The 23,355-nt window shown below is 63.0% G+C and carries 21 protein-coding genes and 1 tRNA gene; 4 read left to right on the top strand and 18 right to left on the bottom strand.

Annotation, left to right across the window (positions count from 1 at the left end; genetic code table 11):
- Window positions 1-21: 21 nt before the first annotated feature.
- Together QB898_RS07575 and QB898_RS07570 are read right to left on the bottom strand one after the other, a co-directional pair.
- Window positions 22-2,007, bottom strand: a complete 1,986-nt coding sequence (locus QB898_RS07575; RefSeq protein ID WP_279524451.1) for an FHIPEP family type III secretion protein — start codon at window positions 2,005-2,007, stop codon at window positions 22-24.
- A 17-nt stretch (window positions 2,008-2,024) separates the two neighbouring features.
- Window positions 2,025-2,765, bottom strand: coding sequence for a lytic transglycosylase domain-containing protein (locus QB898_RS07570; RefSeq protein WP_279524450.1), 741 nt, complete (start codon window positions 2,763-2,765; stop codon window positions 2,025-2,027).
- 396 nt (window positions 2,766-3,161) lie between these two features.
- On the opposite strand from QB898_RS07570, the gene sctU reads away from it, so the two are divergent.
- Both sctU and QB898_RS07560 read left to right on the top strand, forming a co-directional pair.
- The gene (gene sctU, locus QB898_RS07565) at window positions 3,162-4,403 is read left to right on the top strand and encodes a type III secretion system export apparatus subunit SctU (RefSeq protein ID WP_279524449.1); all 1,242 of its coding nucleotides are present in this window, start codon (window positions 3,162-3,164) and stop codon (window positions 4,401-4,403) included.
- A gap of 596 nt (window positions 4,404-4,999) precedes the next feature.
- Window positions 5,000-5,341 carry a flagellar biosynthetic protein FliO gene (locus QB898_RS07560; protein WP_082203229.1) on the top strand — a complete coding sequence of 114 codons (342 nt, stop codon included), beginning with the start codon at window positions 5,000-5,002 and terminating at the stop codon, window positions 5,339-5,341.
- On the opposite strand, the gene QB898_RS07555 is transcribed toward QB898_RS07560, so the two are convergent.
- Entirely contained in the window at window positions 5,316-5,894 is a 579-nt protein-coding gene (locus QB898_RS07555; RefSeq protein WP_156304112.1) for a hypothetical protein, read from the bottom strand. The two genes, QB898_RS07560 and QB898_RS07555, sit on opposite strands and share 26 nt — an antisense overlap.
- Window positions 5,895-6,446: 552 nt before the next feature.
- On the opposite strand from QB898_RS07555, the gene QB898_RS07550 reads away from it, so the two are divergent.
- Window positions 6,447-8,024, top strand: a complete 1,578-nt coding sequence (locus QB898_RS07550) for a cobyric acid synthase (RefSeq protein ID WP_279524448.1) — start codon at window positions 6,447-6,449, stop codon at window positions 8,022-8,024.
- 190 nt (window positions 8,025-8,214) lie between these two features.
- Here QB898_RS07550 and ligA read toward each other — a convergent pair whose 3' ends face one another.
- From ligA to QB898_RS07520, 5 genes are all read right to left on the bottom strand, one after another.
- Window positions 8,215-10,296, bottom strand: a complete 2,082-nt coding sequence (gene ligA, locus QB898_RS07545) for an NAD-dependent DNA ligase LigA (protein ID WP_279524447.1) — start codon at window positions 10,294-10,296, stop codon at window positions 8,215-8,217.
- 206 nt (window positions 10,297-10,502) lie between these two features.
- Window positions 10,503-11,852 carry an ATP-dependent protease ATPase subunit HslU gene (hslU, locus tag QB898_RS07535; protein ID WP_102283136.1) on the bottom strand — a complete coding sequence of 450 codons (1,350 nt, stop codon included), beginning with the start codon at window positions 11,850-11,852 and terminating at the stop codon, window positions 10,503-10,505.
- Between the two features lie 128 nt (window positions 11,853-11,980).
- Window positions 11,981-12,526, bottom strand: a complete 546-nt coding sequence (hslV, locus tag QB898_RS07530) for an ATP-dependent protease subunit HslV (protein ID WP_050716540.1) — start codon at window positions 12,524-12,526, stop codon at window positions 11,981-11,983.
- Window positions 12,527-12,935: 409 nt separating this feature from the next.
- Entirely contained in the window at window positions 12,936-13,592 is a 657-nt protein-coding gene (locus tag QB898_RS07525) for an HAD family hydrolase (RefSeq protein ID WP_050716539.1), read from the bottom strand.
- A gap of 72 nt (window positions 13,593-13,664) precedes the next feature.
- Window positions 13,665-13,739: transfer RNA gene (locus QB898_RS07520), tRNA-Val, on the bottom strand.
- Window positions 13,740-14,094: 355 nt separating this feature from the next.
- On the opposite strand from QB898_RS07520, the gene QB898_RS07515 reads away from it, so the two are divergent.
- Window positions 14,095-15,045, top strand: coding sequence for a S49 family peptidase (locus QB898_RS07515; RefSeq protein ID WP_050715685.1), 951 nt, complete (start codon window positions 14,095-14,097; stop codon window positions 15,043-15,045).
- Window positions 15,046-15,362: 317 nt separating this feature from the next.
- On the opposite strand, the gene azu is transcribed toward QB898_RS07515, so the two are convergent.
- From azu to QB898_RS07465, 10 genes are all read right to left on the bottom strand, one after another.
- Window positions 15,363-15,812, bottom strand: coding sequence for an azurin (gene azu / locus QB898_RS07510; protein ID WP_279524446.1), 450 nt, complete (start codon window positions 15,810-15,812; stop codon window positions 15,363-15,365).
- 160 nt (window positions 15,813-15,972) lie between these two features.
- Entirely contained in the window at window positions 15,973-17,352 is a 1,380-nt protein-coding gene (locus QB898_RS07505; RefSeq protein ID WP_279524445.1) for an NnrS family protein, read from the bottom strand.
- 116 nt (window positions 17,353-17,468) lie between these two features.
- On the bottom strand, window positions 17,469-17,768 hold the full coding sequence (locus tag QB898_RS07500) for an AzlD family protein (protein WP_279524444.1): 300 nt from the start codon (window positions 17,766-17,768) through the stop codon (window positions 17,469-17,471).
- Window positions 17,765-18,475: an AzlC family ABC transporter permease gene (locus tag QB898_RS07495; protein WP_279524443.1), complete on the bottom strand. Its 711-nt coding sequence runs from the start codon at window positions 18,473-18,475 to the stop codon at window positions 17,765-17,767. Before QB898_RS07495 ends, QB898_RS07500 begins: the two co-directional genes overlap by 4 nt.
- 58 nt (window positions 18,476-18,533) lie before the next feature.
- On the bottom strand, window positions 18,534-19,031 hold the full coding sequence (locus QB898_RS07490; protein ID WP_050715681.1) for an aminoacyl-tRNA deacylase: 498 nt from the start codon (window positions 19,029-19,031) through the stop codon (window positions 18,534-18,536).
- Window positions 19,032-19,357: 326 nt separating this feature from the next.
- On the bottom strand, window positions 19,358-20,416 hold the full coding sequence (locus QB898_RS07485; protein ID WP_428982764.1) for an aldo/keto reductase: 1,059 nt from the start codon (window positions 20,414-20,416) through the stop codon (window positions 19,358-19,360).
- Between the two features lie 8 nt (window positions 20,417-20,424).
- Window positions 20,425-21,495, bottom strand: a complete 1,071-nt coding sequence (gene leuB / locus QB898_RS07480; RefSeq protein ID WP_279524441.1) for a 3-isopropylmalate dehydrogenase — start codon at window positions 21,493-21,495, stop codon at window positions 20,425-20,427.
- A 208-nt stretch (window positions 21,496-21,703) separates the two neighbouring features.
- Window positions 21,704-22,348, bottom strand: coding sequence for a 3-isopropylmalate dehydratase small subunit (leuD, locus tag QB898_RS07475; RefSeq protein ID WP_279524440.1), 645 nt, complete (start codon window positions 22,346-22,348; stop codon window positions 21,704-21,706).
- 55 nt (window positions 22,349-22,403) lie between these two features.
- Entirely contained in the window at window positions 22,404-22,808 is a 405-nt protein-coding gene (locus tag QB898_RS07470) for a hypothetical protein (protein WP_279524439.1), read from the bottom strand.
- A 30-nt stretch (window positions 22,809-22,838) separates the two neighbouring features.
- Window positions 22,839-23,312: a GNAT family N-acetyltransferase gene (locus tag QB898_RS07465; protein WP_279524438.1), complete on the bottom strand. Its 474-nt coding sequence runs from the start codon at window positions 23,310-23,312 to the stop codon at window positions 22,839-22,841.
- Window positions 23,313-23,355 lie beyond the last annotated feature (43 nt).

The following is a 23,355-nucleotide window of genomic DNA, read 5'->3' as shown; positions in this document are numbered from 1 at the left end:
TTTACAAATATGCGCATTTGCTTATGAACCCGCTTCCAACAAGGGAGCGTCTTCCGTGCTGACGCGATGTAGCGCCTCCAGTTGCAGAGATGGCAGCAGCTCGTGGTAGCTCAGCACGGGAACATCAAAGCAGTCTTGCTCAATCAGCTTGCGTACATGGCGGCGTATGTCCACAGCCGTCACGATCGCTGCAGGCTTGAAAACCTGCACCACATTCCGGAAGCGCGTCATCAGGCGCGACATTTCCAGCGGATCAAGCGCCAGCTGCTGCGCCCCGCTGTTATGCCGAATGGCATTCCTGAGCATTTCCTCCAGCGCCGGCTCAAGCAAGACAGCGCGCAAATGCCCATCCGGCGCATAGCGATGCGAAATCTGGCGCTTGAGGCCAATGCGTGTCAGCTCCGTTAGTGCATAAACGTCTTTTTCCCTCTGAGCGGTATCCGCCAAAGTCTCCAGAATATCCCGCAAATTGCGGATTGCCACCTCTTCCTCAACCAAGCGCCGCAATATCTCCGCCACGCGCGCCAAAGGCAAGGCCCGCAGCGTTTCCTTGACCACGTCAGGCAAATCAATGGCCGCACGGGTCAGCAGCAAATTGGCCTCCTGTGTACCCATGAACAAATTGACATGTCGACGTAAAGACTCGCGCACCTCATTCACCAGAGACGGTACCGTATCTTCCTGCTGCAATTCACCTTCCGCAATGGGCACTTCATAAGCCAGCAATCGCCAAACAGCTGGCTTATCTTCATCTGGCCGCATGGCATGTACGTCTATGCGTGGCAGGCGCATACCCAAGTTCAACTGAAAATGATCAAGCACCCCCTCCAGTCCAGCCAGCAATGAATGGCTTTCCTGCGCATCAAGCCGTCCAACCGGCACTTCCAGCAACAAGGGCACCGTCGGGCGCACCTGCACGGCTTCTGCGCTCATCAACACTGGAGCCGTGGGCGAACGGCGCATGACTGCAGACAAGGTGGGTTGCGCCAGCTTTTCCCACCGCGCCCGCAGCGAAGGCGTCAGCATGAAGCCTGCAGCAAAAAAAGCCAGCCCAAGCGCCATAAATACAACAGTCGGGAAACCTGGCACAGCCGAAAACAGCACGCACAAACCGCCGCCCATCAGCAGCACCCGTGGTTTGGCCGTGAGCTGGCGGCCAATGGCATCGCCCAAGTGCTTGTCATGCTCGTCATCCGTCGTGCGCGTAACCAGCAGACCGGCAGACATGGCGCCCAATAAAGCTGGAATCTGCGACACCATGCCGTCGCCAATGGTGAGAATGGAATATTTGACGGTGGCATCGCTCAACGTCATATCCTGCTGCAAAACGCCAATAGTCAACCCGCCCAGCAAGTTGATAATGATGATGATGATGCCCGCAATGGCATCGCCCTTAACAAACTTCATGGCGCCGTCAAGGCTGCCATTCAGCTTGCTCTCGTTTTCCAGCATACGGCGGCGGCGGCGGGCCTCGTCCTTGTCAATCAAGCCTGAACGCAGATCGGAATCGATGGACATTTGCTTGCCAGGCATGGCGTCCAGTGAAAAACGCGCAGCCACTTCAGCCACGCGTTCCGAACCTTTGGCAATGACAATGAACTGCACCACCGTGATGATGAGAAACACTACCAGCCCCACCACCAAGTTGCCTCCCGCCACCATGTCCCCGAAAGTTTGAATAATATGTCCGGCCTCGCCATGTAGAAGAATCATGCGCGTCGTGGCAATTGATAATGCCAGCCTGAACAATGTACTGATAAGCAAAACGCTGGGAAATACCGAAAACTCCAGTGGACTTGAAATATAAATTGCCAGCAGCAGAAGCAAAATGCCTCCGGAAATATTGACGGCAACCAGAATGTCGATGGCCCAATTAGGCAATGGCACGATCATCAATGCGATGATGGCCACAATGCCTGCTACCAGGGCTATGTCGGTATATCGGGACAAGGGGCTGCCGCTTTTACTGTTGGCCGCAGCAGACTGGAAATAACTGGCAAGACTCACGGAGAAATCTCTCCCACTCACTGTGGCACAGCGGACTGGCTGGCCAAGCTGCGCAGCAACGCATATTCCGCCAAAACTTGGCGGACATATCCTTGGGTTTCACGATAAGGCGGAATCCGCCCGCCATAGCGCTCAACCGCACCCTCCCCAGCGTTATAAGCAGCCAAAACCAACGGCAGGCGATTATTGAAGCGCATTTGCAAAGTTTTAAGATAGCGGGCGCTGACAAGCAAATTAACCTGCGGGTCATGCAGCGCCTGCGCGCTGCTGACGCCAAAACGAGCGGCGGTAGGCACTATGACCTGCATGACTCCGCGCGCTCCGGCATGAGAAACCGCGCCTGTGTTATGTCTGGATTCGACGCGGGCAATAGCATGCAGAAGCAGCGGATCAATATCGTGAGCACGAGCAGCGCTGTCAATCAACGGAGAAAGAGCGACAGCCGCCCCTGCGCCGCTAGAAGAAGTGCGTACCGCCACAGGTCCTGTTTGCCGGTATCGCCGATCCACACGTTGCTTGCCGAGCTTGGCTGGCGCAGCCAGTGCGCCGCTTGGCCCATTGAGCAAAGTGCGCTCATATGCCGCCAGTTGTTCTGCCTGTGGCACGGGCGCAGCAACAAGCCGCACATCGCACCCTCGCTCACGCGCGGCTTCCTCCCTCTGTGCAGGCGCAAGCAATTGATCCCATCCCGTCCCGCATGATTTTTGTGAGGCTTCTTTTTGCTGCGGAACCGCAGCATTGGCCCCCGTCGCAACCAAGCAAGCCGCTAGAGTGGCGGCACATCGCCACCATGTGCGATTGGCTCTGCTGGCTGTGTTGTGAAGTCCCTTCATATGGCAAGTGCACTTGATCTGAACATTGGAGTATTGCCGCTGGCGCTGGTTAGATTGCAACAAATTTCATGTGATTGTTATGCATACGTATCAAGTTAAGCATCGATGTCACTGTGTCTTATGCGCAGTGAACGATAAGGCCGTCTCGGTCTGCCTCGTGCCCGGCTTCAGGCTTTTGTTGCAAAACAGTGGGCTTGAACCAACGGTATTCGTTACATCTACTTTGACGTCAGCAAGCTGATTCGAACAGACTATGCAGGCCTTGAAGCCACAAGCACAAGCGCCCGCCTTCTTCCTTCTTTAGCCTCTAGAGTTTCACGTATGTCCGGATCTGATGACAGCGGCGACAAAACAGAGAAGCCGACACCCAAAAAGCTTCAGGATGCCCGCAAAAAAGGAGATATCTCCAAAAGCAAGGATGTCACTTCCACCGCTGGCCTGCTGGTGCTGCTGGCGCTGGCGGCCATGGCCCTGCCGCTGATAGGCGGCAGGCTTTCAGCGCTGGTAGATGCCAGTTTTGCCGTGGTGCATGAACCCTTCAGCGCGGCTGCCCCCCGGCTAGGATACATGGCCTTGCAAACGCTGCTGGTGCTGGTAGGGCTGGTGGCCATGCCTGTTGCCATTGTGGGCGTGCTGATCGAATTTCTACAGGCTGGCCCTGTGCTGACAATCGAAAAGCTCAAACCAAAAATGGAAAACATGAACCCCGCCAAGGGTTTCAAGCGAATTTTTTCCATGGACAACTTGGTGGAATTCGTCAAATCCATACTGAAAACCGCGGTCGTGGGAGTGATCGCGTGGCTGAGCATGAAGACCATCCTGCCTCAGTTGCCAGAGCTAGTGCACGGCGGCGCTCGCTCCATAGGATCAGCCCTGTGGAATGCGAGCTGGACGCTGGTAGCCTGGGCCGTCGGCTCATTTGTCTTGGTTTCCGCCATGGACGCCGCATGGCAGCGCTATTCATTCATGAAGAAAATGCGCATGAGCATGCGCGACATCCGCCAGGAAGTGAAAGATGCCGAAGGCGATCCGCACGTCAAGCAGCAGCGCATGCAAATCCAGCACGAATGGGCGCAGCAAGGCGCTTCGCATGCTGCCGCCAACGCGCACGTTCTGGTGGTCAATCCAACGCACGTGGCCATTGCCATCGACTATGACCGCGAACGCTGCCCGGTTCCCACCGTGATTGCCAAAGGCGAAGATGACGACGCCCTGGCCATGCGGCGGGCGGCAGCAGAGTCCGGCGTGCCGGTGCTGCGCAACGTCAAGCTGGCGCGGCAACTGCTGGCTGACGTGGAAACGGGAGACATCGTTCCAGCCGAGCTTTTCGACATCATTGCCACCATCATCCTTTGGGCACAAGATGTGCGCAGGGAACTTAAAGCCATTGCCAGCGGTTTGATAAGCCCGCCCAGCGAAGAGCAAAAATCCAAGCGCCGCACGCCGCCTGGCGAAGACTTGACGGACTATGGCTACAGGCCGCAACCTGCCGCCGAAACGGATGAAGCCCAGCCAGGCCGCCGCCGCAAACGCCCGCGTCCCCCCATGCCCAAAACAGCCTGATCGCTCTTGTTCACAAAAGCTGTGCAGACCGCATGTGCTCGCCAGGAGTTCTGTTCACGGTCTGCTTGGCGAAATAGCTTCTCCAGCGGTTTCCAGCACACACTTGGAATTAGCCTCAAAGCGGGCTGGCGTAGTCGGCAGATGACGCATGACCTTCAAGCTAACTGCGCGCGCCCTCTCCTTCAATACGTCAGCAAAAACAGGAGCAAATACAAAGGTCAAAAATGCCGCTCCGCGCAGTTTGCACTAGGACGTATTGCTATCGATAAAATAGCGAAATAAGACTGCGAACCGCCTGCATCTTGCCCATTTCAATCTGCTTTCATGGCTTCGCTCGACTCAAAGCATGAAGCGTCCCATGCTGAACGCGCCTGACTCAAGGCAGCAATGCTCTGCTTCCTGAAGGATGTGAAGCCGGCAATTCCCGCTTTTGGATGGATCAGGTTTCGAAAACTGAAAAGCCTGCTCTCGCGCCACCGGTGTTTGAGTGCAGCGGTCTGTCTCAATCAGGCACAAACGCCCACATTTATTCTGTATTGATGAAAAAAGCTGTCTCCGCAACGCGTTCGAAGTCAGTCTTTGGAAACCCCTAAACCATGAACCCTTCTTCTGATCCTTCCGGCAGTTTCCTCCTGGATTTGCTGGTTACGTTGGCCGCATTGGCCTTCGTGTTGGCTCTGGCATGGATATTTCTGCGTTTGCTCAAACGCGGCATGCAGGCGCATGGCGCATCAGCAGGCGTTGCAGCCCCCAGGGTGCTACAGGCTGTTTCGCTAGGCGGACATGAACGGCTGGTGGTTGTGCGTCATGCCAATGTGGACTATCTGCTGGGTGTCAGCGAAGGCGGCATCAGCGTGCTGGATCGCTCGCCTGCCGCAGCAGCCGGGTCCGCCACGGCGGCGGCAACGCCTTTCAACGCATCGGATTCCATTCGCTGACCAGCTGCGACAAGCCACTGCCTTTGCCATCGTTGCGCCGAAGCGCAGAGAGAAACGCATCTGAAGCCTCTGCCGCAGCGCGCGCTGGCGGCAGGCCGCCGGTTTTTTCCCAGCAATCTGCCATGGCGCGAAGTGCCTGGCGGATGTTGCGCGCCCAAGAGCCATCCAGCGGATCCTCGGCATCCGCCCTGATCTTGGCGCAATACAGGCGGCGCGCCAAATCACTATGGGAAACCAGCCCCAGCAATGCCCTTGCGTTGCGGTCAAAAGCTGTGGCATTCAGTGCGCCGCGTCCATCCGGCTGGGCATGCCAGGCGCATAAATATTCAATTGGATCCATCGCGCGAAACCCCGCTGCATGCAATGAGGTCGCCCCCCAAGCCGCATGCCGCCCTGATGGCAGGCGGCCGCTTTCAAGAGCATGCACCAGCGTTTCGGCCACTACGCGCTGCGCGTTTGCGTCGCCTTGCTCGCCAATCAGGCACAACACGCGCAAGAAAGCCGGATAGAGAGAATCACCCAATGAAAGACACACGCGCTCCAGCCAGCGCACGCGCTCATCTTGCGTCGGCAAATGGGCGCAGCCTTCAATCAAAACCTCTGCCGCGCCAGACCAATCTGGCTGGGAACGCAGCGTAAGGGGCGGGCGGGGCGACTCCACGGCAGGCAGCCGTTTCAGCTTGGCTCGAACAAACAGGCGACGAAACGGGCCTGCATCTGTGCCACGCTCTCGCCGCTGGAAGGCGGCGCCGACAGCACGCGCGCCGCCCCGGCTTCTGCGTGGAAGCCGAACCGGGCCGCCGCATCAGCGGCCCCAGGCTCGCGCCGCAAACCACCAGAGGAAGGCCAGCCAGCCGCACTACCGATGCCAGCCTGTAGCGAAGGAAAAATAGACGAATAGCTCATGACGCTTGCCCGCACTCATGTGATTGAAACAGATCAGCCGATCCTACGGATTTGGCTTGCGGCGCGCTACTAGGGTGATTACAGGGGGTGCCTCCGCTATTTATCGTGATATCCCCAACACACGCGCAAGCTTCAGGCACGATGGAGCTGCCAACCGTACGGCGGCTGGCGCACCGCCATGCGGTAGCCTCCCGCTCCCATGAGCAAGCAAGACTCCAAGCGCCTGCGGCTGGCGCGCTGCGTGATGGTGCTGGGCGCCAGCAGCGGCGCGGGCAAAAGCTGGCTGGCCACGGCGCTGTGCCGCCACTACGCCAACCAGGGTCTGAAAGTGGCCCCCTTCAAGGCGCAGAACATGAGCAACAACGCCCGCGTGGTGGCGGGCCTGGCAGCCAGCGATACGGAAACAGGCGCGGCAGAGATGGGCACGGAAATGGGCGAAATCGGCTCGGCCCAGTACTTTCAGGCGCTGGCCGCGCGCGCCGTGCCGGATGTGCGCATGAACCCGCTGCTGCTCAAGCCCGAGGCCGATACGCGCAGCCAGGCCGTGCTGCTGGGGCGGGCCAGCGCGCAGCTGACGGCGCTGCCCTGGCGCGAGCGCGGGGCCGTGGCCTGGCCGCACATTGCCGCCGCGCTGGATGCGCTGCGGGCCGAAAACGACGTGCTGGTCATCGAAGGCGCAGGCTCGCCCGCCGAAATCAACCTCATGCCGCGCGATATCGTGAACATGCGCGTGGCCCGCCACGCTGGCGCGCGCTGCCTGCTGGTGGCCGATGTGGACCGGGGCGGCGCTTTCGCCCATCTTTACGGCACCTGGGCGCTGCTGCCCAAGGCCGACCGCGCGCTCATCAGCGGCTTTGTGCTCAACAAATTCCGGGGCGATGCCGCCTTGCTCGCGCCCGCGCCGCAGCAGCTCGAATGCCTGACGGGCGTGCCCACCGTGGCCACCATTGCCATGCAGCGCCAGCACGGCCTGCCCGAAGAAGACGGGGTGTTTGACGACCGCTGCGCGCCGCCCGGCAGCGGGCACGCCGGCGCGCCGCCGCTGACGGTGGCCGTCATCGCCTGGCCGCGCCTGAGCAATCTGGATGAATTCCAGCCCCTGAAAAACGTGCCCGGCCTGCGCCTGGTCTGGGCGCGCGCGCCCGCGCAGCTGCAAGGCGCTGACTGGATCGTGCTGCCCGGCAGCAAAGCCACGGCCAGCGATCTGGCCTGGCTGCGCGCGCAGGGGCTGGACGCGGCCATCACCGCCCATGCGCGCGCGGGCGGCCGCGTGCTGGGCATTTGCGGCGGCCTGCAAATGCTGGGCGCCGAGCTGCGCGACCCGCATGGCGTGGAAAGCGGCGGCCCGGGCGGCGATTCAGGCAACAGCTCCAGCGTGCCCGGCCTGGGCCTGCTGCCTTTGGCGACCACTTTCGCGCCGCGCAAAACCGTGCGCCGCGTCTGCTGCCGCTTTGGCGCGGTGTCAGGCCCCTGGGCCGCCTTGAGCGGCGTGCAGGCCAGCGGCTACGAAATTCACTGCGGCCAGACCGCGCCGCATCCGGCCCTGGCCGCGCGTGGCGAGATGGCGCGCGAACTCATGGCCGGCATGGCCTGGCAAAACGCCGCTGGCAACGTGCTGGGCGTGTACCTGCACGGCCTGTTTGAAGACCCCGCCGTGCTGCGCGCCCTGTTTGGCGCGCGCGCCCGGCCGCTGGATGAGGTGTTCGAGCGCCTGGCCGCCGTGGTCGCCGACAGTTTTGCGCCCGGCTTTTTGCAAGAACTGATTCAGGAGCCATAGGCCATGCCTGCGGCACAGGCGCGGCGGCAGGAAGCGCATCAAAGGGAATCAAAAGCAGGAGCAAATTAAAGGGGTCTAAAAAGCCGTTTCGCGCAGGTTCCACTAGGACGTCATGCTATGGATACAAGAGCAAAAAACCTCTATGTTCCGCCCTGCCCCGGCCGCTTTTCTCGCCCGTGCAGGGCCGCTTTCAGCCGCCCGCCAGCAGGGCGCGCATGGCGGCTTCGTCGATGACGGTGACGCCCAGCGCCTGCGCTTTTTCCAGTTTGCTGCCCGCTTCTTCGCCTGCGACGACGTAGCTGGTTTTTTTGCTCACGCTGCCGCTGACTTTGGCGCCGGCGGCTTCGAGCAGGGCTTTGGCTTCGTCGCGGCTCAAGGTGGGCAGCGTGCCGGTGAGCACGAAGGTTTGGCCTGCCAGTGTTTGCGCTTGCCCGCTTTGCGCGGTTTGCGCGGCGGCCGGGCCTTCGGGCCAGGTGATGCCGGCTTCACGCAGCTGCTGCACGACTTCGCGGTTGTGCGGCTGGGCGAAGAAGGTGCGGATGCTGTGGGCGACGATGGGGCCGACATCGGGCACTTGCAGCAATTCGTCTTCGCTGGCGTTCATCACGCTTTGCAGCGCGCCGAAGTGGCGGGCCAGGTCGCGCGCGGTGCTTTCGCCCACGTGGCGTATGCCCAGGGCGTAGAGAAAGCGCTCCAGCGTGCTTTGGCGCGAGCGCTCCAGCGCGGCCAGCAGGTTGCGGGCCGAGCGCTGGCCCATGCGCTCCAGCGCGGCGAGGTTTTGTTCGGTCAGTTTGTAGAGGTCGGGCAGGGTTTGGACGATGCCGCTGTCCACGAGCTGCTCGACCAGTTTGTCGCCCAGCCCTTCCACGTTCATGGCGCGGCGGCTGGCAAAGTGCCACAGGGCTTGCTTGCGCTGGGCGGGGCAGGAGATGCCGCCGGTGCAGCGGTGATCGGCTTCGCCTTCTTCGCGCACGGCCTGGCTGTGGCACACGGGGCACTGGGCGGGCATGGTGAATTCGGGCGCGCCAGCGGGGCGTCGCTCGGGCACGACGCTCACCACTTCGGGGATGACGTCGCCTGCGCGGCGGACGATGACGGTGTCGCCCACGCGCACGTCTTTGCGGCGCGCTTCCAGTTCGTTGTGCAAGGTGGCGTTGGTGACGGTGACGCCGCCGACGAAGACGGGGGCCAGTTTGGCCACGGGGGTGAGCTTGCCGGTGCGGCCCACTTGCACGTCGATGGCCAGCACGGTGGTCATTTGCTCTTGCGCGGGGTATTTGTGCGCCACGGCCCAGCGCGGCTCGCGCGTGACAAAGCCCAGTTGGCGCTGCTGCGCGAGCGAGTCCACTTTGTAGACCACGCCGTCAATGTCAAACGGCAGGCTGTCGCGCTGCGCGGCCACTTCGGCATGAAAGGCGGCCAGATCGGCAGCGCCGCGCGCCTGCCGCGCCAGCTCTGACACCGGCAAGCCCCAGGCTTTGAGTTGCTCAAGCACTTGCCAGTGGGTTTCAAAGGCGGGGCCGCCAGCTTCGGGCGGCGTGATTTCGCCCAGGCCGTAGGCGTAAAAGCTCAAGGGGCGCTGCGCGGCAATGCGCGGGTCCAGCTGGCGCACCGCGCCGGCGGCGGCGTTGCGCGGGTTGGCGAAGGGCTTGGCTGTTTTTTCGCCAGCGGCCATGCGCGCGCGCTGGCGTTCGTTAAGCGCCTCGAAGTCATCGCGCCGCATGTACACCTCGCCGCGCACTTCCAGCACGGGCGGGGCGCTGCCCAGCAGGCGCAGCGGGATTTGGCTGATGGTGCGGATGTTTTGCGTGACGTCTTCGCCCGTGGCGCCGTCGCCGCGCGTGGCCGCTTGCACCAGCACGCCGTTTTCGTAGCGCAGGCTGATGGCCAGGCCGTCGAACTTCGGCTCGGCCACGTAGGCCACGGGCGGCAGGTTGTCGGCCAGCTTCAGCTCGCGGCGCACGCGGGCGTCAAACGCGGTCGCGCCGGCGGGGCTGGTGTCGGTTTCGGTGCGGATGCTGAGCATGGGCACGCGGTGCGGCACGGGCGCAAAGCCTTCCAGCACGGCGCCGCCCACGCGCTGGGTGGGCGAATCGGGCGTGCGCAATTCGGGGTGGGCTGCCTCCAGCGCCTGGAGCGCGCGAAACAGGCGGTCGTACTCGGCGTCGGGAATTTGCGGCGCATCCAGCGTGTAGTACTGCCAGGCGGCGCGGTTGAGCTGCTCGCGCAGGGCGGCGGCCTGGGCAGCGGGCATGTCGGAAGGCTGGGGCATGGAACGGGGAGATGGACTGAAAGCGCTGGATTGTGCGGGCGCTCATCAGAAGCAACACAACTCCATAGTCCATGGAAAGCCTGCGTGAGCAATTCAGCCAGGCAAAAGCCCTCTCCTCAATCCAGCGCTTGGGGCATACCTTGAAGACGCACTGCCCAAAGTGCATGAACAGCCTGATATCAGAGCGGCGCGCGCCCTGGGCGCGGTCAAAGGATGAAGCGCGAGAGGTCTTCGTCTTTGCTCAGGGCGGCCAGGCGCTCGTTCACGTAGGCGGCGTCGATGGTGATGGTCTGGCCTTGCAAGCTGGTGGCGGCGAAGCTGACTTCGTCGAGCAGGCGCTCCATCACGGTGGCCAGGCGGCGTGCGCCGATGTTTTCGGTGGATTCATTGACGTCGCAGGCGATTTGTGCGAGGCGGGCGATGCCTTCGGGCCGGAAGTCGAGCGTGACGCCTTCGGTTTCCAGCAGGGCCTGGTATTGGCGCACGAGGCTGGCGTGGGTTTGAGTGAGGATGGCTTCAAAGTCCTGCACGGTGAGCGAGCCAAGCTCCACGCGGATGGGAAAGCGCCCTTGCAGCTCGGGGATCAGGTCGCTGGGCTTGGCCAGGTGAAAGGCGCCGGAGGCGATGAAGAGGATGTGGTCGGTTTTGACCATGCCGTATTTGGTGCTGACGGTGGCGCCTTCCACCAGCGGCAGCAGATCACGCTGCACGCCCTGGCGCGAGACGTCGGCCGTGCCGCCGCCTTCGCCGCGCGAGGCGACTTTGTCGATTTCGTCGATGAAGACGATGCCGTTTTGCTCCAGGTTGCGCACGGCTTCGGCGCGGATGTCTTCTTCGTTCAGCAGTTTTTGCGCTTCTTCTTCGGTGAGCAGGCGCATGGCTTCGGCAATGCGCACGCGGCGCTTTTTCAGGCGCGGCGCACCCATCTGGCTCATGACGGAGCGGATTTGCTCGGCCATTTCTTCCATGCCGGGCGGGCCGACGACTTCGAGCATTTGGCCGGGCTGGGCCAGTTCCAGCTCGATTTCCTTGTCGTCAAGCTGGCCTTCGCGCAGTTTTTTGCGAAAGATTTGGCGCGTGGCGCTGTCGGGGCGGCTGCCGGCGTGGCTTTCGCTGGCGGCGTCGCCGTCAGCCGGGCGGGCGGCGGGCAGCAGGGCATCGAGCACGCGCTCTTCGGCCAGGTCTTGCGCGCGGGCCTGGTGCTGGCGCATGGCCTGCTCGCGGGTTTGCTTGACGGCCATTTCGGCCAGGTCGCGGATGATGGAGTCCACGTCTTTGCCCACGTAGCCCACTTCAGTGAATTTGGTGGCTTCCACCTTGATGAAGGGCGCATTGGCCAGGCGCGCCAGGCGGCGGGCGATTTCGGTTTTGCCCACGCCGGTGGGGCCGATCATGAGAATGTTCTTGGGCGTGATTTCGGCGCGCAGCTTTTCAGGCACTTGCTGCCTGCGCCAGCGGTTGCGCAAGGCAATGGCGACGGCGCGTTTGGCATCTTGCTGGCCGACGATGTGGCGGTCCAGCTCGGAGACGATTTCCTGCGGGGTCATGGAAGACATGGCAAAGCTTGTGGACAAGAGGTGAAGCGCAGCGGCTTCGGTTCAGAAAGAAGAGCAGATCCAGAGGCTGAAAAGAGCCTCTGGCGCACGTGTCTATTGGGTATATCGCTATGGAACCAGGAGCGAATTCAAAGCGTTTCGATGGTGTGCTGCATGTTGGTGTAGATGCAAAGCTCGCCCGCAATGGCCAGCGATTTGCGCACGATGTCTTCTGCGCCCAGATCGGTGTTGTTCAGCAGCGCCTTGGCGGCGGAGTGGGCATAGGGGCCGCCGGAGCCGATGGCGACGATGCCTTGCTCGGGTTCGAGCACGTCGCCATTGCCGGTGATGATGAGCGAGGCTTCGCGGTCGGCCACGGCCAGCATGGCCTCCAGGCGGCGCAGCACGCGGTCGGTGCGCCAGTCTTTGGTGAGTTCGATGGCGGCGCGGGTGAGGTGCCCCTGGTGTTTTTCCAGCTTGGCCTCAAAGCGCTCGAACAGCGTGAAGGCGTCTGCCGTGGCGCCGGCAAAGCCGGCCAGCACTTTGCCGTGATGGAGCTTGCGCACTTTGCGGGCGGAGCCTTTGATGACGATGTTGCCGAGCGTGACCTGGCCGTCGCCGCCGAGGGCGACCTGCCAGCCTTCGGGAGTCTGGCGGCGCACGCTGAGAATGGTGGTGCCGTGAAACTGTTGCATGCCGCGCGAAATGGGGGCAGGCAGGCATTTCACAAGGGAAGGCGCGAAGGCGGCAATTCAAGCGTGAAACCCGTTTTCAGAACCTGTTCGGAGTCCGGCCGTCAGGGGCAAAAGTGTGGTTCGAGATGGGCTGCAAGGTGCAGATGAGCCTTGTGGCCCAGCGAAGATTTGCAACGCGGCAGGCCACCCGGAGCCGCATTTTTCGCGCCTACAGACAGACTTTGAACAGGTTCTCACTGCCCAAGCGCAGGCCCGGTTGGAACAGCTGGCCGCGCAGGCTGAAAAGCATTAAAAAAGAGAGCGAATTCAAAGGGGCCAAAATGCCGTTTAGCGCATTGTCCTCTAGGACATAACGCTATTGATATAGGAGCTGAATTAGGCAGCGCTCTCCGCTTTTCATGAGGCGGCGTCAGGCGTTTTGGCTCAGCCAGCGGCGCAGGCCGGAGACGGAATGGGCGATATGCAGCGGCTCCAATGCGGCCAGAGCCGGGCTGTCGTGCGCGCCATAGCTCACCGCCACGGCGCAGCAGCCGGCGTTGCGGGCCATTTGCAGATCGTGCGTGGTATCGCCAATCATCAGCGTGCGCCCGGGGTCGCAGCCGAATTCGCGCATCAGCTCGTGCAGCATGAGCGGGCTGGGCTTGCCTGCGGTTTCGTCAGCGGTGCGGGAGCCGTCGAAGGCCGCTTGCAGCCCGGCCAGGCGCAGCGCGCCATCCAGCCCCCGGCGGCTTTTGCCGGTGGCCACGGCCAGCCAGTGGTGGCGCGCCTTCAGTTCGGCCAGAAGAGGGCGCACGCCGTCAAAGAGGCTGATGTCGTTTTGGCACGCCAGGTAGTGCTGGCGGTAGCGCTCGGCCAGCAGCGGGTGTTTTTCGGGCGGCACATCAGGCGCGGCATGGGCCAGCGCGGGCGCCAGCGCCATGCCGATGACGTAGGCGGCGGTTTCGCGGCTGGGCTGCTGTCCGCCCACATCCGCCACGGCCTGCTGGATGGCGCGGACGATGAGGGCGGTGGAGTCGAACAGGGTGCCGTCCCAGTCGAAGCAGATGAGGTCAAAGCGGCGGGGCATGGGCAGCTTGAAAGAGCAGGCGCTGGGCCACAAAAAAAGCGCCTGGCCGCAAAGCCAGGCGCCTGAGTGATGTGGTGGGTGATACATGGATCGAACATGTGACCCCTGCCGTGTGAAGGCAGTGCTCTACCGCTGAGCTAATCACCCGTCTGCCTTGCAGCGTAGGCAGTAAAGCGCGAGATTGTAGCGGATTTCTCCAGGCTTCACGCTCTGGCATGGCGGGCTGCCGCATCAAACAAGAAGAAGGCGCGCATTCAGGCCCCTTGAAAACGACCCGGAGAAAAAAGCGTAACCACAAACGTTCGTGGACATTGCGAATCTCTCAATGGGCCACGAAGCTCTTCTGCCGTTTGCGCCTTGCGGCCCATTCCGATTCAGCACTTTTGCCTCTCACGGCTAGATCATGAACAGGTCCTGAAAAAAGCAGGCAGCTCGGCCCCCGCTTTTGCCAGCCGGGCGGGCTGGCATACTGCCGCGCTTTCGCTCACTCTCAAGGCTTTCAATGAAAACGGATACCGAAATCCTCTCGCGTTCACCGGAATGGGAGAGGCGGGCGCTGGAGAAGCTGCTGCTGGCTGACGCGCGTGAGCGCCGGGCCGCGCGGCGCTGGCGCGTGATCAAAACGCTGCTATGGATGCTGCTTGTCGCGGGATTGGCGGCCGTGATGATCAGCCAGTCGCAAAACGCTGCGCCTGCGGGGCCGCACACGGCGGTCATTTCCATCCGGGGCGAAATTTCCAGCGACAGCGAAAACAATGCCGAACAGCTGCTGCCCGCACTGCGCAGCGCGATGGAAGATGAAAGCGCGCAGGCGCTGGTTCTGCAAATTGATTCGCCCGGCGGCAGCCCGGTGCAGGCCGGGCTGGTGTACGACGAAATCCGCCGCCTGCGCGAATTGCATGACAAGCCGGTTTACGCGGTGGTGGAAGACACCTGCGCTTCTGCCGCCTACTACATTGCCTCGGCCGCCGACAAGATTTACGTGAACAAGGCCAGCGTGGTGGGCAGCATTGGCGTGCTGATGGACGGCTTTGGCTTCACTGGCAGCCTTGAAAAGCTGGGCATCGAGCGGCGGCTTTTGACGGCGGGCGGCAACAAGGGCTTTCTCGACCCTTTCAGCCCCATGAGCGACGCCCAGCGCCAGCACGCGCAAACCTTGCTGGACCAGATACACCGGCAGTTCATCGCCGCCGTCAAGCAGGGCCGGGGCGAGCGCCTGAAGGAAACGGCCGACACCTTCAGCGGCCTGTTCTGGACAGGCGAGCAGGCGGTGGACATGGGCCTGGCCGACAGCCTGGGCAGCGTGGACGGCGTGGCGCGCGAAGTGGTCAAGGCCGAGGAGCTGGTGGACTACACGCCGGAAGAAAAGGTGTTCGAGCGCCTGACGCGCCGCCTGGGTGCGGCCATCGGGCAAGGCGCCGTCTCGGCCCTGCGCAGCGTGGCTTTGCGCTGAAGGCGCTGTCAGCGCGCGCCCTGGACGTGAATGGGTTCAGCAGAGGCCGTTTTTGCTCTTTGTTCCATAGCATGATGTCCTAGTGGAGCGGGCGCTGAAGCCATTTTCAAGGGTTTGAATTTGCTCCTGTTTTTAGAATCCTGATCAGAGCTTGCCCGCCAGCAAAGGGGTGCAGAAAAAGCGGGGGAGGCAAAAGTGAACCAGAACGAGGAGGCCGCCCTGCCCCGCAGCCAGACGCTCCGCTTGCGCCAACAAAAACGCCCGGCATGAAGCCGGGCGTTTTTCATCGGGAGCGAGATGGAAAGCTCAGCCTGCGATCAGGAGAACTTGAGCTTGCCCTTCATCACGCTGCTGTGGCCGGGGAAGGAGCAGAAGAAGGAGTAGTCGCCATCGGTCTTGACCTTGGATATGTCCACGGTGATGGTGTCTTCTTCGCCGCCGCCCAGCATCTTGGTGTGGGCCACGATGCGTTCGTCGTTGGGCTTGACGTATTCAGGAGCGCCGGCCTTGATGCCGTCGCCGATCACGCCCTTCATGTCTTCGGTCTTGGTGATGACCAGGTTGTGGCCCATGGAGCCTTTGTTCATCTTGCCCACGTGCTTGAGGTGCACCTTGAATTCCTTGCAGCTTTTATCGACTGCAATTTCCTTCGTGTTGTATTTCATGTTGTCGCCAGCTTCAACGGTGACGTCGCAGGCAGCATGGGCGAAGCCGGCGGTTGCCATCAAAGCAGCGGCAGCGAGAGCGCGCAAGGCGGTTTTGGTCATGATGAATAGTCCTTTCTGTGGAAAAACGAAACCGGACAGACAGGCCCGGTTTCAGCGCCCATTCTATGGCGCATGCGCATCATTTGCCTTGCCGCAGATGCGACTGTCTCGCAACATCGCGCGCCATACAGAGAGCGGCGCGCCAAAACCCGTGACTCCATCATGGAGATTGCGGCGCTGAACCCGCAGACGCAAAAGCGGCCTCTTGCGGCGTGTCCAGCACGCCATCGCAGCTGCCTTGCCCGTCGGCGCGCGGGCGCCAGAAAACGGGCAGCATGCGCCAGCTCATCAGCGCGAAGGCGGCGCACCACAGCAGGGCGGCCGCGCCCATCAGCAGCGCCGTGGCATCCAGCGCGTAGGCGCAGGCGCGCAGCACGGCGCTGGCCGCCACCAGGGCCGCGCCCGCCAGCACCCAGGGGCGGCCGTTTTTTTCCAGCCCGCTGTGCGTGTAGCCCGCAATGCACATCACCACAAAAACCGACAGCCCCAGCGCCCCTGCCGTGAGCAAATGCAGCCCCGCATTCGGCGGCAGCCCCGTCAGCAACCCCACACCCGTCAGCGCGTAGCCCGCCGCCATGAAGGCGTAAGCCGCATACAGCATCAGCGGCCAGGGGCGCAGCAGCGGGCGGCCTACGTGCCAGTCGCCCATCAGGTTCAGCACGGCGCAGGCGGCGGCCAGGGCCAGCCAGGCGCTGGTGCGCGCGCCCGGCTCCCACCACTGGGCGGCGGTAAACAGGGCAATGGCCAGCATGGCCAGATTGCGGCGCGGCGGCCGGGCCAGGTAGCGGCGCGTTTCGCGCGTGGCCTCGTATTCCGGGTCTTGCTGGCGGCTTTCCACGGCGCGCCGCGCCGCCTCGCTGTCGTCAATGCTGGCATTGACGATGCTCATGGAAATGCGGCTCATCGCCACGATGATCAGCACCATCAGCGCCCCCAGCAGCCCATGCAGCCAGCGCATGGGCGGCTCGCCGCGCAAGGCATCGGCATAAAAGCCGGCCGTGGCCGCCATCATCAGCGCCAGCGTCCAGGCGAATGAAAGATGCCTGCGCTCCGGCGCGCGCCACAGCCGGGGCGTCAGCAGCGCCAGCAGCAGTGCCATGAAAGCCAAATGCGCCAACGCCGAGGCCGCCAGGGCCGCCACGGGCCACCAGCCGCTGCACCAAAAGGCCACCCGCCCCGCCAGCCACAGCCCCGCCAGCCAGCGCACCGGCGCGGCGGCAAAGGCGGGCGTATCCGTGAATTCAGGCACGCCTGTCAACGCAAAACCCGCCGCCGCCGCCAGCGTAAAACCCAGCAGCAACTCGTGTGCGTGCCACACAAACGGCCCGCCCGCCACCGCAGGCAGCGGCCAGCCCCAAAACAGAAAAGCCCCCCAGGCCGCCATCAGCCCCCAGCCGGAGAGCATCGCCAGCGCGAACATCGGCCTGAACGGGCACAGCCACAAAGGATGCGCCAGCTGCCAGAAGCGGGCTGAAAAACGGGCCGGGCGGGCGCCTTGGGAAAGCAGCGCAGAAGAAACGTTTGGGGAAGCGGCAGGCATCGTGGCAAAAAGCAACAGTCAAAGAAACCGGCAAGCGCGGCAGGCGCAATCACGAACCCGCGCGCCATCACCCCCGCATTGTCGGGCGGCGGGCTGCTCTGCCGCGCTTTCAAACGCTATTTCATCCAATGCCCCAGCAGGCCGGATGAAGCCACGCCCAGCAAAACCGTGGGCAGCATGGGCAGGCGGCTGGCGGCCGCCGCCGTCAGCGCAATGGCAATCAGCTCGTGCGGCTTGTCGGAAACGAAATAAGGGGCGATCACCGCAATCAGCACGCAGCCGGGCGCGGCTTGCATGACGCTGGCGGCGCGCTGGCTCAATGTGCGATTGCGCAAGGCGAAAAAACCCATCAGCCGCGTGGAATAAGTCACGCCCAGCATGCTGAGAAAAACCAGAAAGGATTCGAGCGAAATCATTTTGAACCGCTGCGGAAATACGCCACCGCCAGGCCCGACAAGGCCCCCGCCGGCACATACCACGCGCCCGGCGCCAGCCGGTAAGTCAGCGCCGCCACGAGCAGACTCACCAGCCAGGGAAGCGCCGCTGAAAATCCTTTCCACATGCCGCGAAGCAAAACCAGAAAAACAGCGGGAAACGCCATGCCAAAGCCCCAGGCCGCCACGTCGCCAAACAGCGGCCCCACCGCCGCGCCCAGGGTCGCAAAAACAATCCAGGTGGAATACAAAATGGCGCAAACGCCCGCGTAAAACGGCAAATTGAACGAAGGCAGCCCCAGCGCCTGCCGCCGCCGCACTTCCGCCAGGCCCATTGCCCAGCTTTCATCGCACATGAAAAACAGGGCGGGTAGCGCTTTTTTCAATGGCATATCGCGCAGAAAAGGCGCCAGCGCCGCGCCCATGAGTATGTGGCGCGAATTGATCATGAATGTGACGGTGGCGATCAGCCATATGGGCTGCGGATGCGCCCATAAATTCACGGCGGCAAATTCGGAGCCGCCGGCAAAATTCATTCCCGTCATCAGCAGCATTTCCAGCCAGCTCATGCCTTTTTGCCCGCCTTGCACGCCCAGAATCATGGCAAAAGGCAGCAGGCCAATCAGCATGGGCGCGCTTTCCCGCGCGCCGCGAAAAAACTCCAGGCGGGATGATTCATTTTCAGTCATATGCGATGCGAAGAAATGCGAAAAATAAATGCAAAGAAAATGAAATTCAAAAACAGGCTCATTCGTCCAGGCTGATGGCGCAATGCACGGGCCGCGCGCCCAGCGCCTGCACGCAGGCCTGCGGGTTGATTTGCACGATAAAGCCACGGCGGCCGCCGTTGATGGCGATTTGGGGCAGCTCCAGGATGCTTTGCTCGACATACACAGGCATGGCGCGGCGCGTGCCAAAAGGCGAAGTGCCGCCAACCTGGTAGCCGCTGTGGCGTTCGGCCACGGCAGGCTCGCATGGCTGCACGGTTTTGACGCCAATTTGCCGCGCCAGCTGCCGGGTGGAGACTTTGCGGTCGCCGTGCATGAGGACGATGAGCGGGCGGGCGTGCTCGTCTTGCATGACGAGGGTTTTGATCACGGCGTGCGCGCTCAGCCCCAGCGCCGCCGCGCCTTGCAGGGCGCCGCCGTGGGGCTGGTAGTCATAGGCGTGGCCGGTGTAGGGCACGCCGTGCTGGCGCAGCCAGACGGTGGCGGGCGTCTGGCTGACGTGGCGTTCTTTTTTCATGGCGCTGGTTCATGGCCTGGCCGCAAGGGGCGCGCGGCGCGGAATGGGCGGGGGCTGGCAGCAGCGGGCAAGCAGGCGTATTTTGCTATTTCATCCATAGCATGAGGTCCTAGTGGAATCTGCGTGAAACGGTTTTTTTACCCCTCTGAATTTGCTCTTGTTTTTGATGCCATGCAGTGGAAGGGGGCCTGCCGCGAGGGGCGACAGTGCAGGCCGGGATGGGCAGCAAGGCGCAGACGGGTCTGGCAGCCCGGCGAGGATTGGCCGCGCCGCAAAGCGCCTTGAGTCCGCGCTTTTGCGCCTGCGGACAGATGGCGGGCAGTCTCTCAGCTGGCGGGGTCGCGCATTTCAAGGCGGATGGCGTCGATGGCTTGCAGCAGGTCAGGCGGCAACGTCACGCTCCAGGCGTCGAGGTCTTCGTCCAGTTGCGCCAGCGAGGTCACGCCGATGATGGTGCTGGCCACGCGCCAGGAGCGGTAGCAGAAGGCCAGCGCCATTTGCGTGGGCGTGAGGCCGTTTTCGCGCGCCAGGCGGTTGTAGCGGCGGGCGGCTTCAAAAGCCTGCGGGCGGCCCCAGCGCTGGCTTTTGGCGCGCTCGCCGTTCATGCGGCCAGCGGGCGCTTGCGGCACGCCAAAGCCGGTGGCGTCGTATTTGCCCGTCAGCAGGCCGAAGGCCAGCGGCGAGTAGGCCAGCAGCCCCACGCCCAGGCGGTGGCAGGTTTCGTCCAGCCCGTTGTCGTAGGCGCGGCTGGTGAGGCAGTAGGGGTTTTGCACGCTCACGGGCCGGGGCAGGCCGTGGGCCTCGGCCAGGCGCACGAATTCGTGCACGCCGTAGGGCGTTTCGTTGGACAGGCCGATGGCCCGCACTTTGCCCGCCTGCACCAGCTTTTGCAGGGCCTGAAGCTGCTCCAGGATGGGCGTTTGCGCGCTCTCTTGCGCCGGGTCGTAATACATCTGCCCGAAGCGGGGCGCGTGACGCTCCGGCCAGTGAATCTGGTAGAGGTCGATGACTTCGGTTTGCAGGCGGCGCAGCGAGCCTTCGCAGGAGGCGATGATGTCGGCGGCCGTCATGCCCTTGCCAGGGCGCAGCCAGGGCATGTCCCGCGCGGGGCCGGCCACTTTGGTGGCCAGGGTCACGCGCTGGCGCATGCCGGGGCGCTGGCGCAGCCAGCGGCCCATGAAGGTTTCCGTCGCCCCGGCGGTGGCGGCGCTGGGGGGCACGGGGTACATCTCCGCCGTGTCGAGAAAGGTCACGCCGCGCTCCACGGCGCGGTCCAGTATGGCATGCGCGTCCGCCTCGCCCACCTGTTCGCCAAAGGTCATGGTGCCCAGGCAGATGGGGGTCACGCGCAGCGGGCCGAGGGCGATGGGCGTCAGGGGTTTCATGGGCCGGCTCATGCCAGCGCCGCCGCCACGGCGTCGCCCATTTCGCGCGTGCCCACTTTGCGCGTGCCTTCGCTGGCAATGTCGGGCGTGCGCAGGCCCTGGGCGAGCACGGACTGCACGGCCGCTTCAATGCGGGCGGCGGCTTCGGGCTGGTTCAGGCTGAAGCGCAGCATCATGGCCGCGCTGAGGATGGTGGCCAGCGGGTTGGCGATGCCCTGGCCGGCAATGTCGGGGGCGCTGCCGTGGCTGGGTTCGTACAGGCCCTGCTTTTTGTCGTTGAGGCTGGCCGAGGGCAGCATGCCGATGCTGCCGGTGAGCATGGCGGCCTCGTCGCTAAGGATGTCGCCAAAGAGGTTGCCGGTGACGATGACGTCAAACTGCCGGGGCGCGCGCGCCAGCTGCATGGCGGCGTTGTCCACGTACATGTGATCGAGCTGCACGCCGGGGTATTGGCGGTGCACGTCGCACACCACGTCGCGCCACAGTTGCGAGGTTTCCAGCACGTTGGCCTTGTCCACGCTGGTCACGCGGCCCTGGCGCTTTTGCGCGGCCTGGAAGGCCACGTGGGCGATGCGCTCGATTTCGGGGCGGCTGTAGCGCATGGTGTCAAAGGCTTCTTCGCTGCCGGCAAAGGGGCCGTCGGGGGCGCTGCGGCGCCCGCGCGGCTGGCCGAAGTAGATGTCGCCCGTCAGCTCGCGGATGATGAGGATGTCCAGCCCCGCCACGAGTTCGGGCTTGAGGCTGGAGGCGTGCGTGAGCGGCGCGTGGCACATGGCCGGGCGCAGGTTGGCAAACAGCCCCAGCGCCTTGCGCAGGCCCAGGATGGCCTGCTCGGGCCGCAGATGGCGCTCCAGCTGGTCGTATCGGGGGTCGCCCACGGCGCCAAAGAGCACGGCGTCAGCCTCTTGCGCGAGCCTGAGCGTGGCTTCGGGCAGCGGGTGGCCGCAGGCGGCGTAGGCCGCGCCGCCCACGGCAGCTTCCTGCATTTCAAGGGGCAGGGCCAGGGCTTTGAGAACTTTGACAGCCTCGGCCACGATTTCGGGGCCAATGCCGTCGCCAGGCAGAAGGGCGATTTTCATGGGGCGCTTTCGCTTTTCAGGAGTGGAGGAAAGGGGAAAGAAAGCCATTTGCTTCCGATTTCATAGCTGCTGGCGCTGATTTGGCGGGCGCTGGCGGCGGATACGCCTTCAAAAAAAGGGGCAAAAAAGGCATCACGCCTTTCCAGCCCTTGTGAAATCAGCGTAGGCCGCTATGGTTCCGGGAGCAAATGACTCTGCTGGCAGGCTTTCAGAGCGTGTGCGCCAGCCAGGGCTTGGCGGCCAGGCGGCGGGCCTCGAAGGCGCGGATGTCGTCTTGATGGCGCAGCGTCAGGCCGATGTCGTCCAGCCCGCCCAGCAGGCAATATTTGCGGAAGGGCTGCACGTCAAAGGCGATTTCGCTGCCGTCGGGCTTGACGATGCGCTGGCGCTCCAGATCGATGGTGAGGCGGTAGCCGGGCGTAGCGGCCACTTCGGCAAAAAGCTGGCTGACCACTTCTTCGGGTTGCACGATGGGCAGCAGGCCGTTTTTGAAGCAGTTGTTGAAGAAGATGTCGGCATAGCTGGGGGCAATGAGCGCGCGAAAGCCGTATTGCGCAATGGCCCAGGGCGCGTGCTCGCGGCTGGAGCCGCAGCCGAAGTTGCGCCGCGCCAGCAGGATGGAAGCGCCTGCGTAGCGCGGCTGGTTGAGCACGAAGTCAGGATTGGGCTGGCGGCTGGCGGGGTCCATGCCCGGCTCGCCCTTGTCCAGATAGCGCCATTCGTCAAACAGGTTGGGGCCGAAGCCCGTGCGCTTGATGGACTTGAGAAACTGCTTCGGGATGATGGCGTCGGTATCCACGTTTTCGCGGTCCATGGGCGCGACGATGCCGGTGTGAAGGGTGAATTTGTCCATGAGATTTGCAGTGTGCGGAAGACGGAAAAAAACGGCAAAAGGCGGCAGGCCGGCCTTATTCAAACTCCTCCCACTGGCCGCCGCCGGCCTCGCATTCTTCGGCCAGCGAGGCCAGCTGGCCCTCGTTGCGGCCATAGTGCCAGGTGTCGAATTCGCCTTCATACGCGCCCCGGCACACGGCGTCGGCATCGCGCCGGGGGCATTGGGGCAGCCAGGTGAGATTGACGCTGTTACTGCGGCCCATGCCGCCCGCGTTGTTCCAGGCCACGCCTTCGCAGCGGTCCTTGATGGCGGAGCGGCTTGTGCCCTTGCGGCCTTGCAGGCAATCGGTAATGACCGTGGGCGCGCCCAGCGTCTGGATGGGCGACTCGATCATGCAGGCGCGCCCGCTTTGGGCCTGGGCCTGCAAAGGCAGGGCGGCGGCCAGCAAGGCGGCTGAAACCAGAAAATGAAAACGCATGAGAAAACTCCGTCAGAAAATCAAAAAAAATCAGGAAAGGCGCTGCTCCATCAGCGTTTTGAGCGGCGCAAGGCCCAGCTTGCGATAAAACCCGGACGCGCTTTCATTGGCCTGCCATACATTCAGCGTCAGACTGTCGCATTGCTCGCGGCGGGCATATTCAAGAACATATTCATAAAGCCTTTTGCCAATATGCTGGCCACGGCAGGCGGCGTTCACGCACAAATCATCCAGATACAAAACCCGCCGGCTGGCCAGTGAAGGGTGGCCTTGCGTTTCCTGCAGTTCGCAAAAGGCATAGCCTTGCACGGCGCCATTTTCGTCTTCATAAACAAAAACGGGGTTTTGCGCGTCGGCCAGCCGTTTTTCAAGTTCGGCGTCCGGATATTTTCTCCGGCCAATTTTGAAAATGTCGGGCCGCGCCCGGGCGTGAATATCGTGCACCTGATCCAGCAGCTCGCCTATGCGTTTTTGGTCTTGGGCTTGGGCGCGGCGGATGGTCATGGGCGTTTCCTTCGGTCCGGACTGCGCATGAAAGACTTAAAAA

The organism is Ottowia cancrivicina (assembly GCF_029813755.1).
Lineage (GTDB): Bacteria > Pseudomonadota > Gammaproteobacteria > Burkholderiales > Burkholderiaceae_C > Ottowia > Ottowia massiliensis.
This window is presented reverse-complemented; position numbering and strand designations above follow the sequence as displayed.

Coding starts and splice junctions, on each gene's coding strand:
- sctU (WP_279524449.1), top strand. CDS start 3,162: ATGTCCGGATCTGATGACAGCGGCGACAAAACAGAGAAGCCGACACCC.
- QB898_RS07550 (WP_279524448.1), top strand. CDS start 6,447: ATGAGCAAGCAAGACTCCAAGCGCCTGCGGCTGGCGCGCTGCGTGATG.
- leuB (WP_279524441.1), bottom strand. CDS start 21,495: ATGAAAATCGCCCTTCTGCCTGGCGACGGCATTGGCCCCGAAATCGTG.
- QB898_RS07515 (WP_050715685.1), top strand. CDS start 14,095: ATGAAAACGGATACCGAAATCCTCTCGCGTTCACCGGAATGGGAGAGG.
- QB898_RS07525 (WP_050716539.1), bottom strand. CDS start 13,592: ATGCCCCGCCGCTTTGACCTCATCTGCTTCGACTGGGACGGCACCCTG.
- QB898_RS07495 (WP_279524443.1), bottom strand. CDS start 18,475: ATGACTGAAAATGAATCATCCCGCCTGGAGTTTTTTCGCGGCGCGCGG.
- QB898_RS07560 (WP_082203229.1), top strand. CDS start 5,000: ATGAACCCTTCTTCTGATCCTTCCGGCAGTTTCCTCCTGGATTTGCTG.
- QB898_RS07465 (WP_279524438.1), bottom strand. CDS start 23,312: ATGACCATCCGCCGCGCCCAAGCCCAAGACCAAAAACGCATAGGCGAG.
- hslV (WP_050716540.1), bottom strand. CDS start 12,526: ATGCAACAGTTTCACGGCACCACCATTCTCAGCGTGCGCCGCCAGACT.
- ligA (WP_279524447.1), bottom strand. CDS start 10,296: ATGCCCCAGCCTTCCGACATGCCCGCTGCCCAGGCCGCCGCCCTGCGC.
- QB898_RS07490 (WP_050715681.1), bottom strand. CDS start 19,031: ATGAAAAAAGAACGCCACGTCAGCCAGACGCCCGCCACCGTCTGGCTG.
- QB898_RS07485 (WP_428982764.1), bottom strand. CDS start 20,416: ATGAAACCCCTGACGCCCATCGCCCTCGGCCCGCTGCGCGTGACCCCC.
- QB898_RS07505 (WP_279524445.1), bottom strand. CDS start 17,352: ATGCCTGCCGCTTCCCCAAACGTTTCTTCTGCGCTGCTTTCCCAAGGC.
- QB898_RS07500 (WP_279524444.1), bottom strand. CDS start 17,768: ATGATTTCGCTCGAATCCTTTCTGGTTTTTCTCAGCATGCTGGGCGTG.
- leuD (WP_279524440.1), bottom strand. CDS start 22,348: ATGGACAAATTCACCCTTCACACCGGCATCGTCGCGCCCATGGACCGC.
- hslU (WP_102283136.1), bottom strand. CDS start 11,852: ATGTCTTCCATGACCCCGCAGGAAATCGTCTCCGAGCTGGACCGCCAC.
- azu (WP_279524446.1), bottom strand. CDS start 15,812: ATGACCAAAACCGCCTTGCGCGCTCTCGCTGCCGCTGCTTTGATGGCA.
- QB898_RS07470 (WP_279524439.1), bottom strand. CDS start 22,808: ATGCGTTTTCATTTTCTGGTTTCAGCCGCCTTGCTGGCCGCCGCCCTG.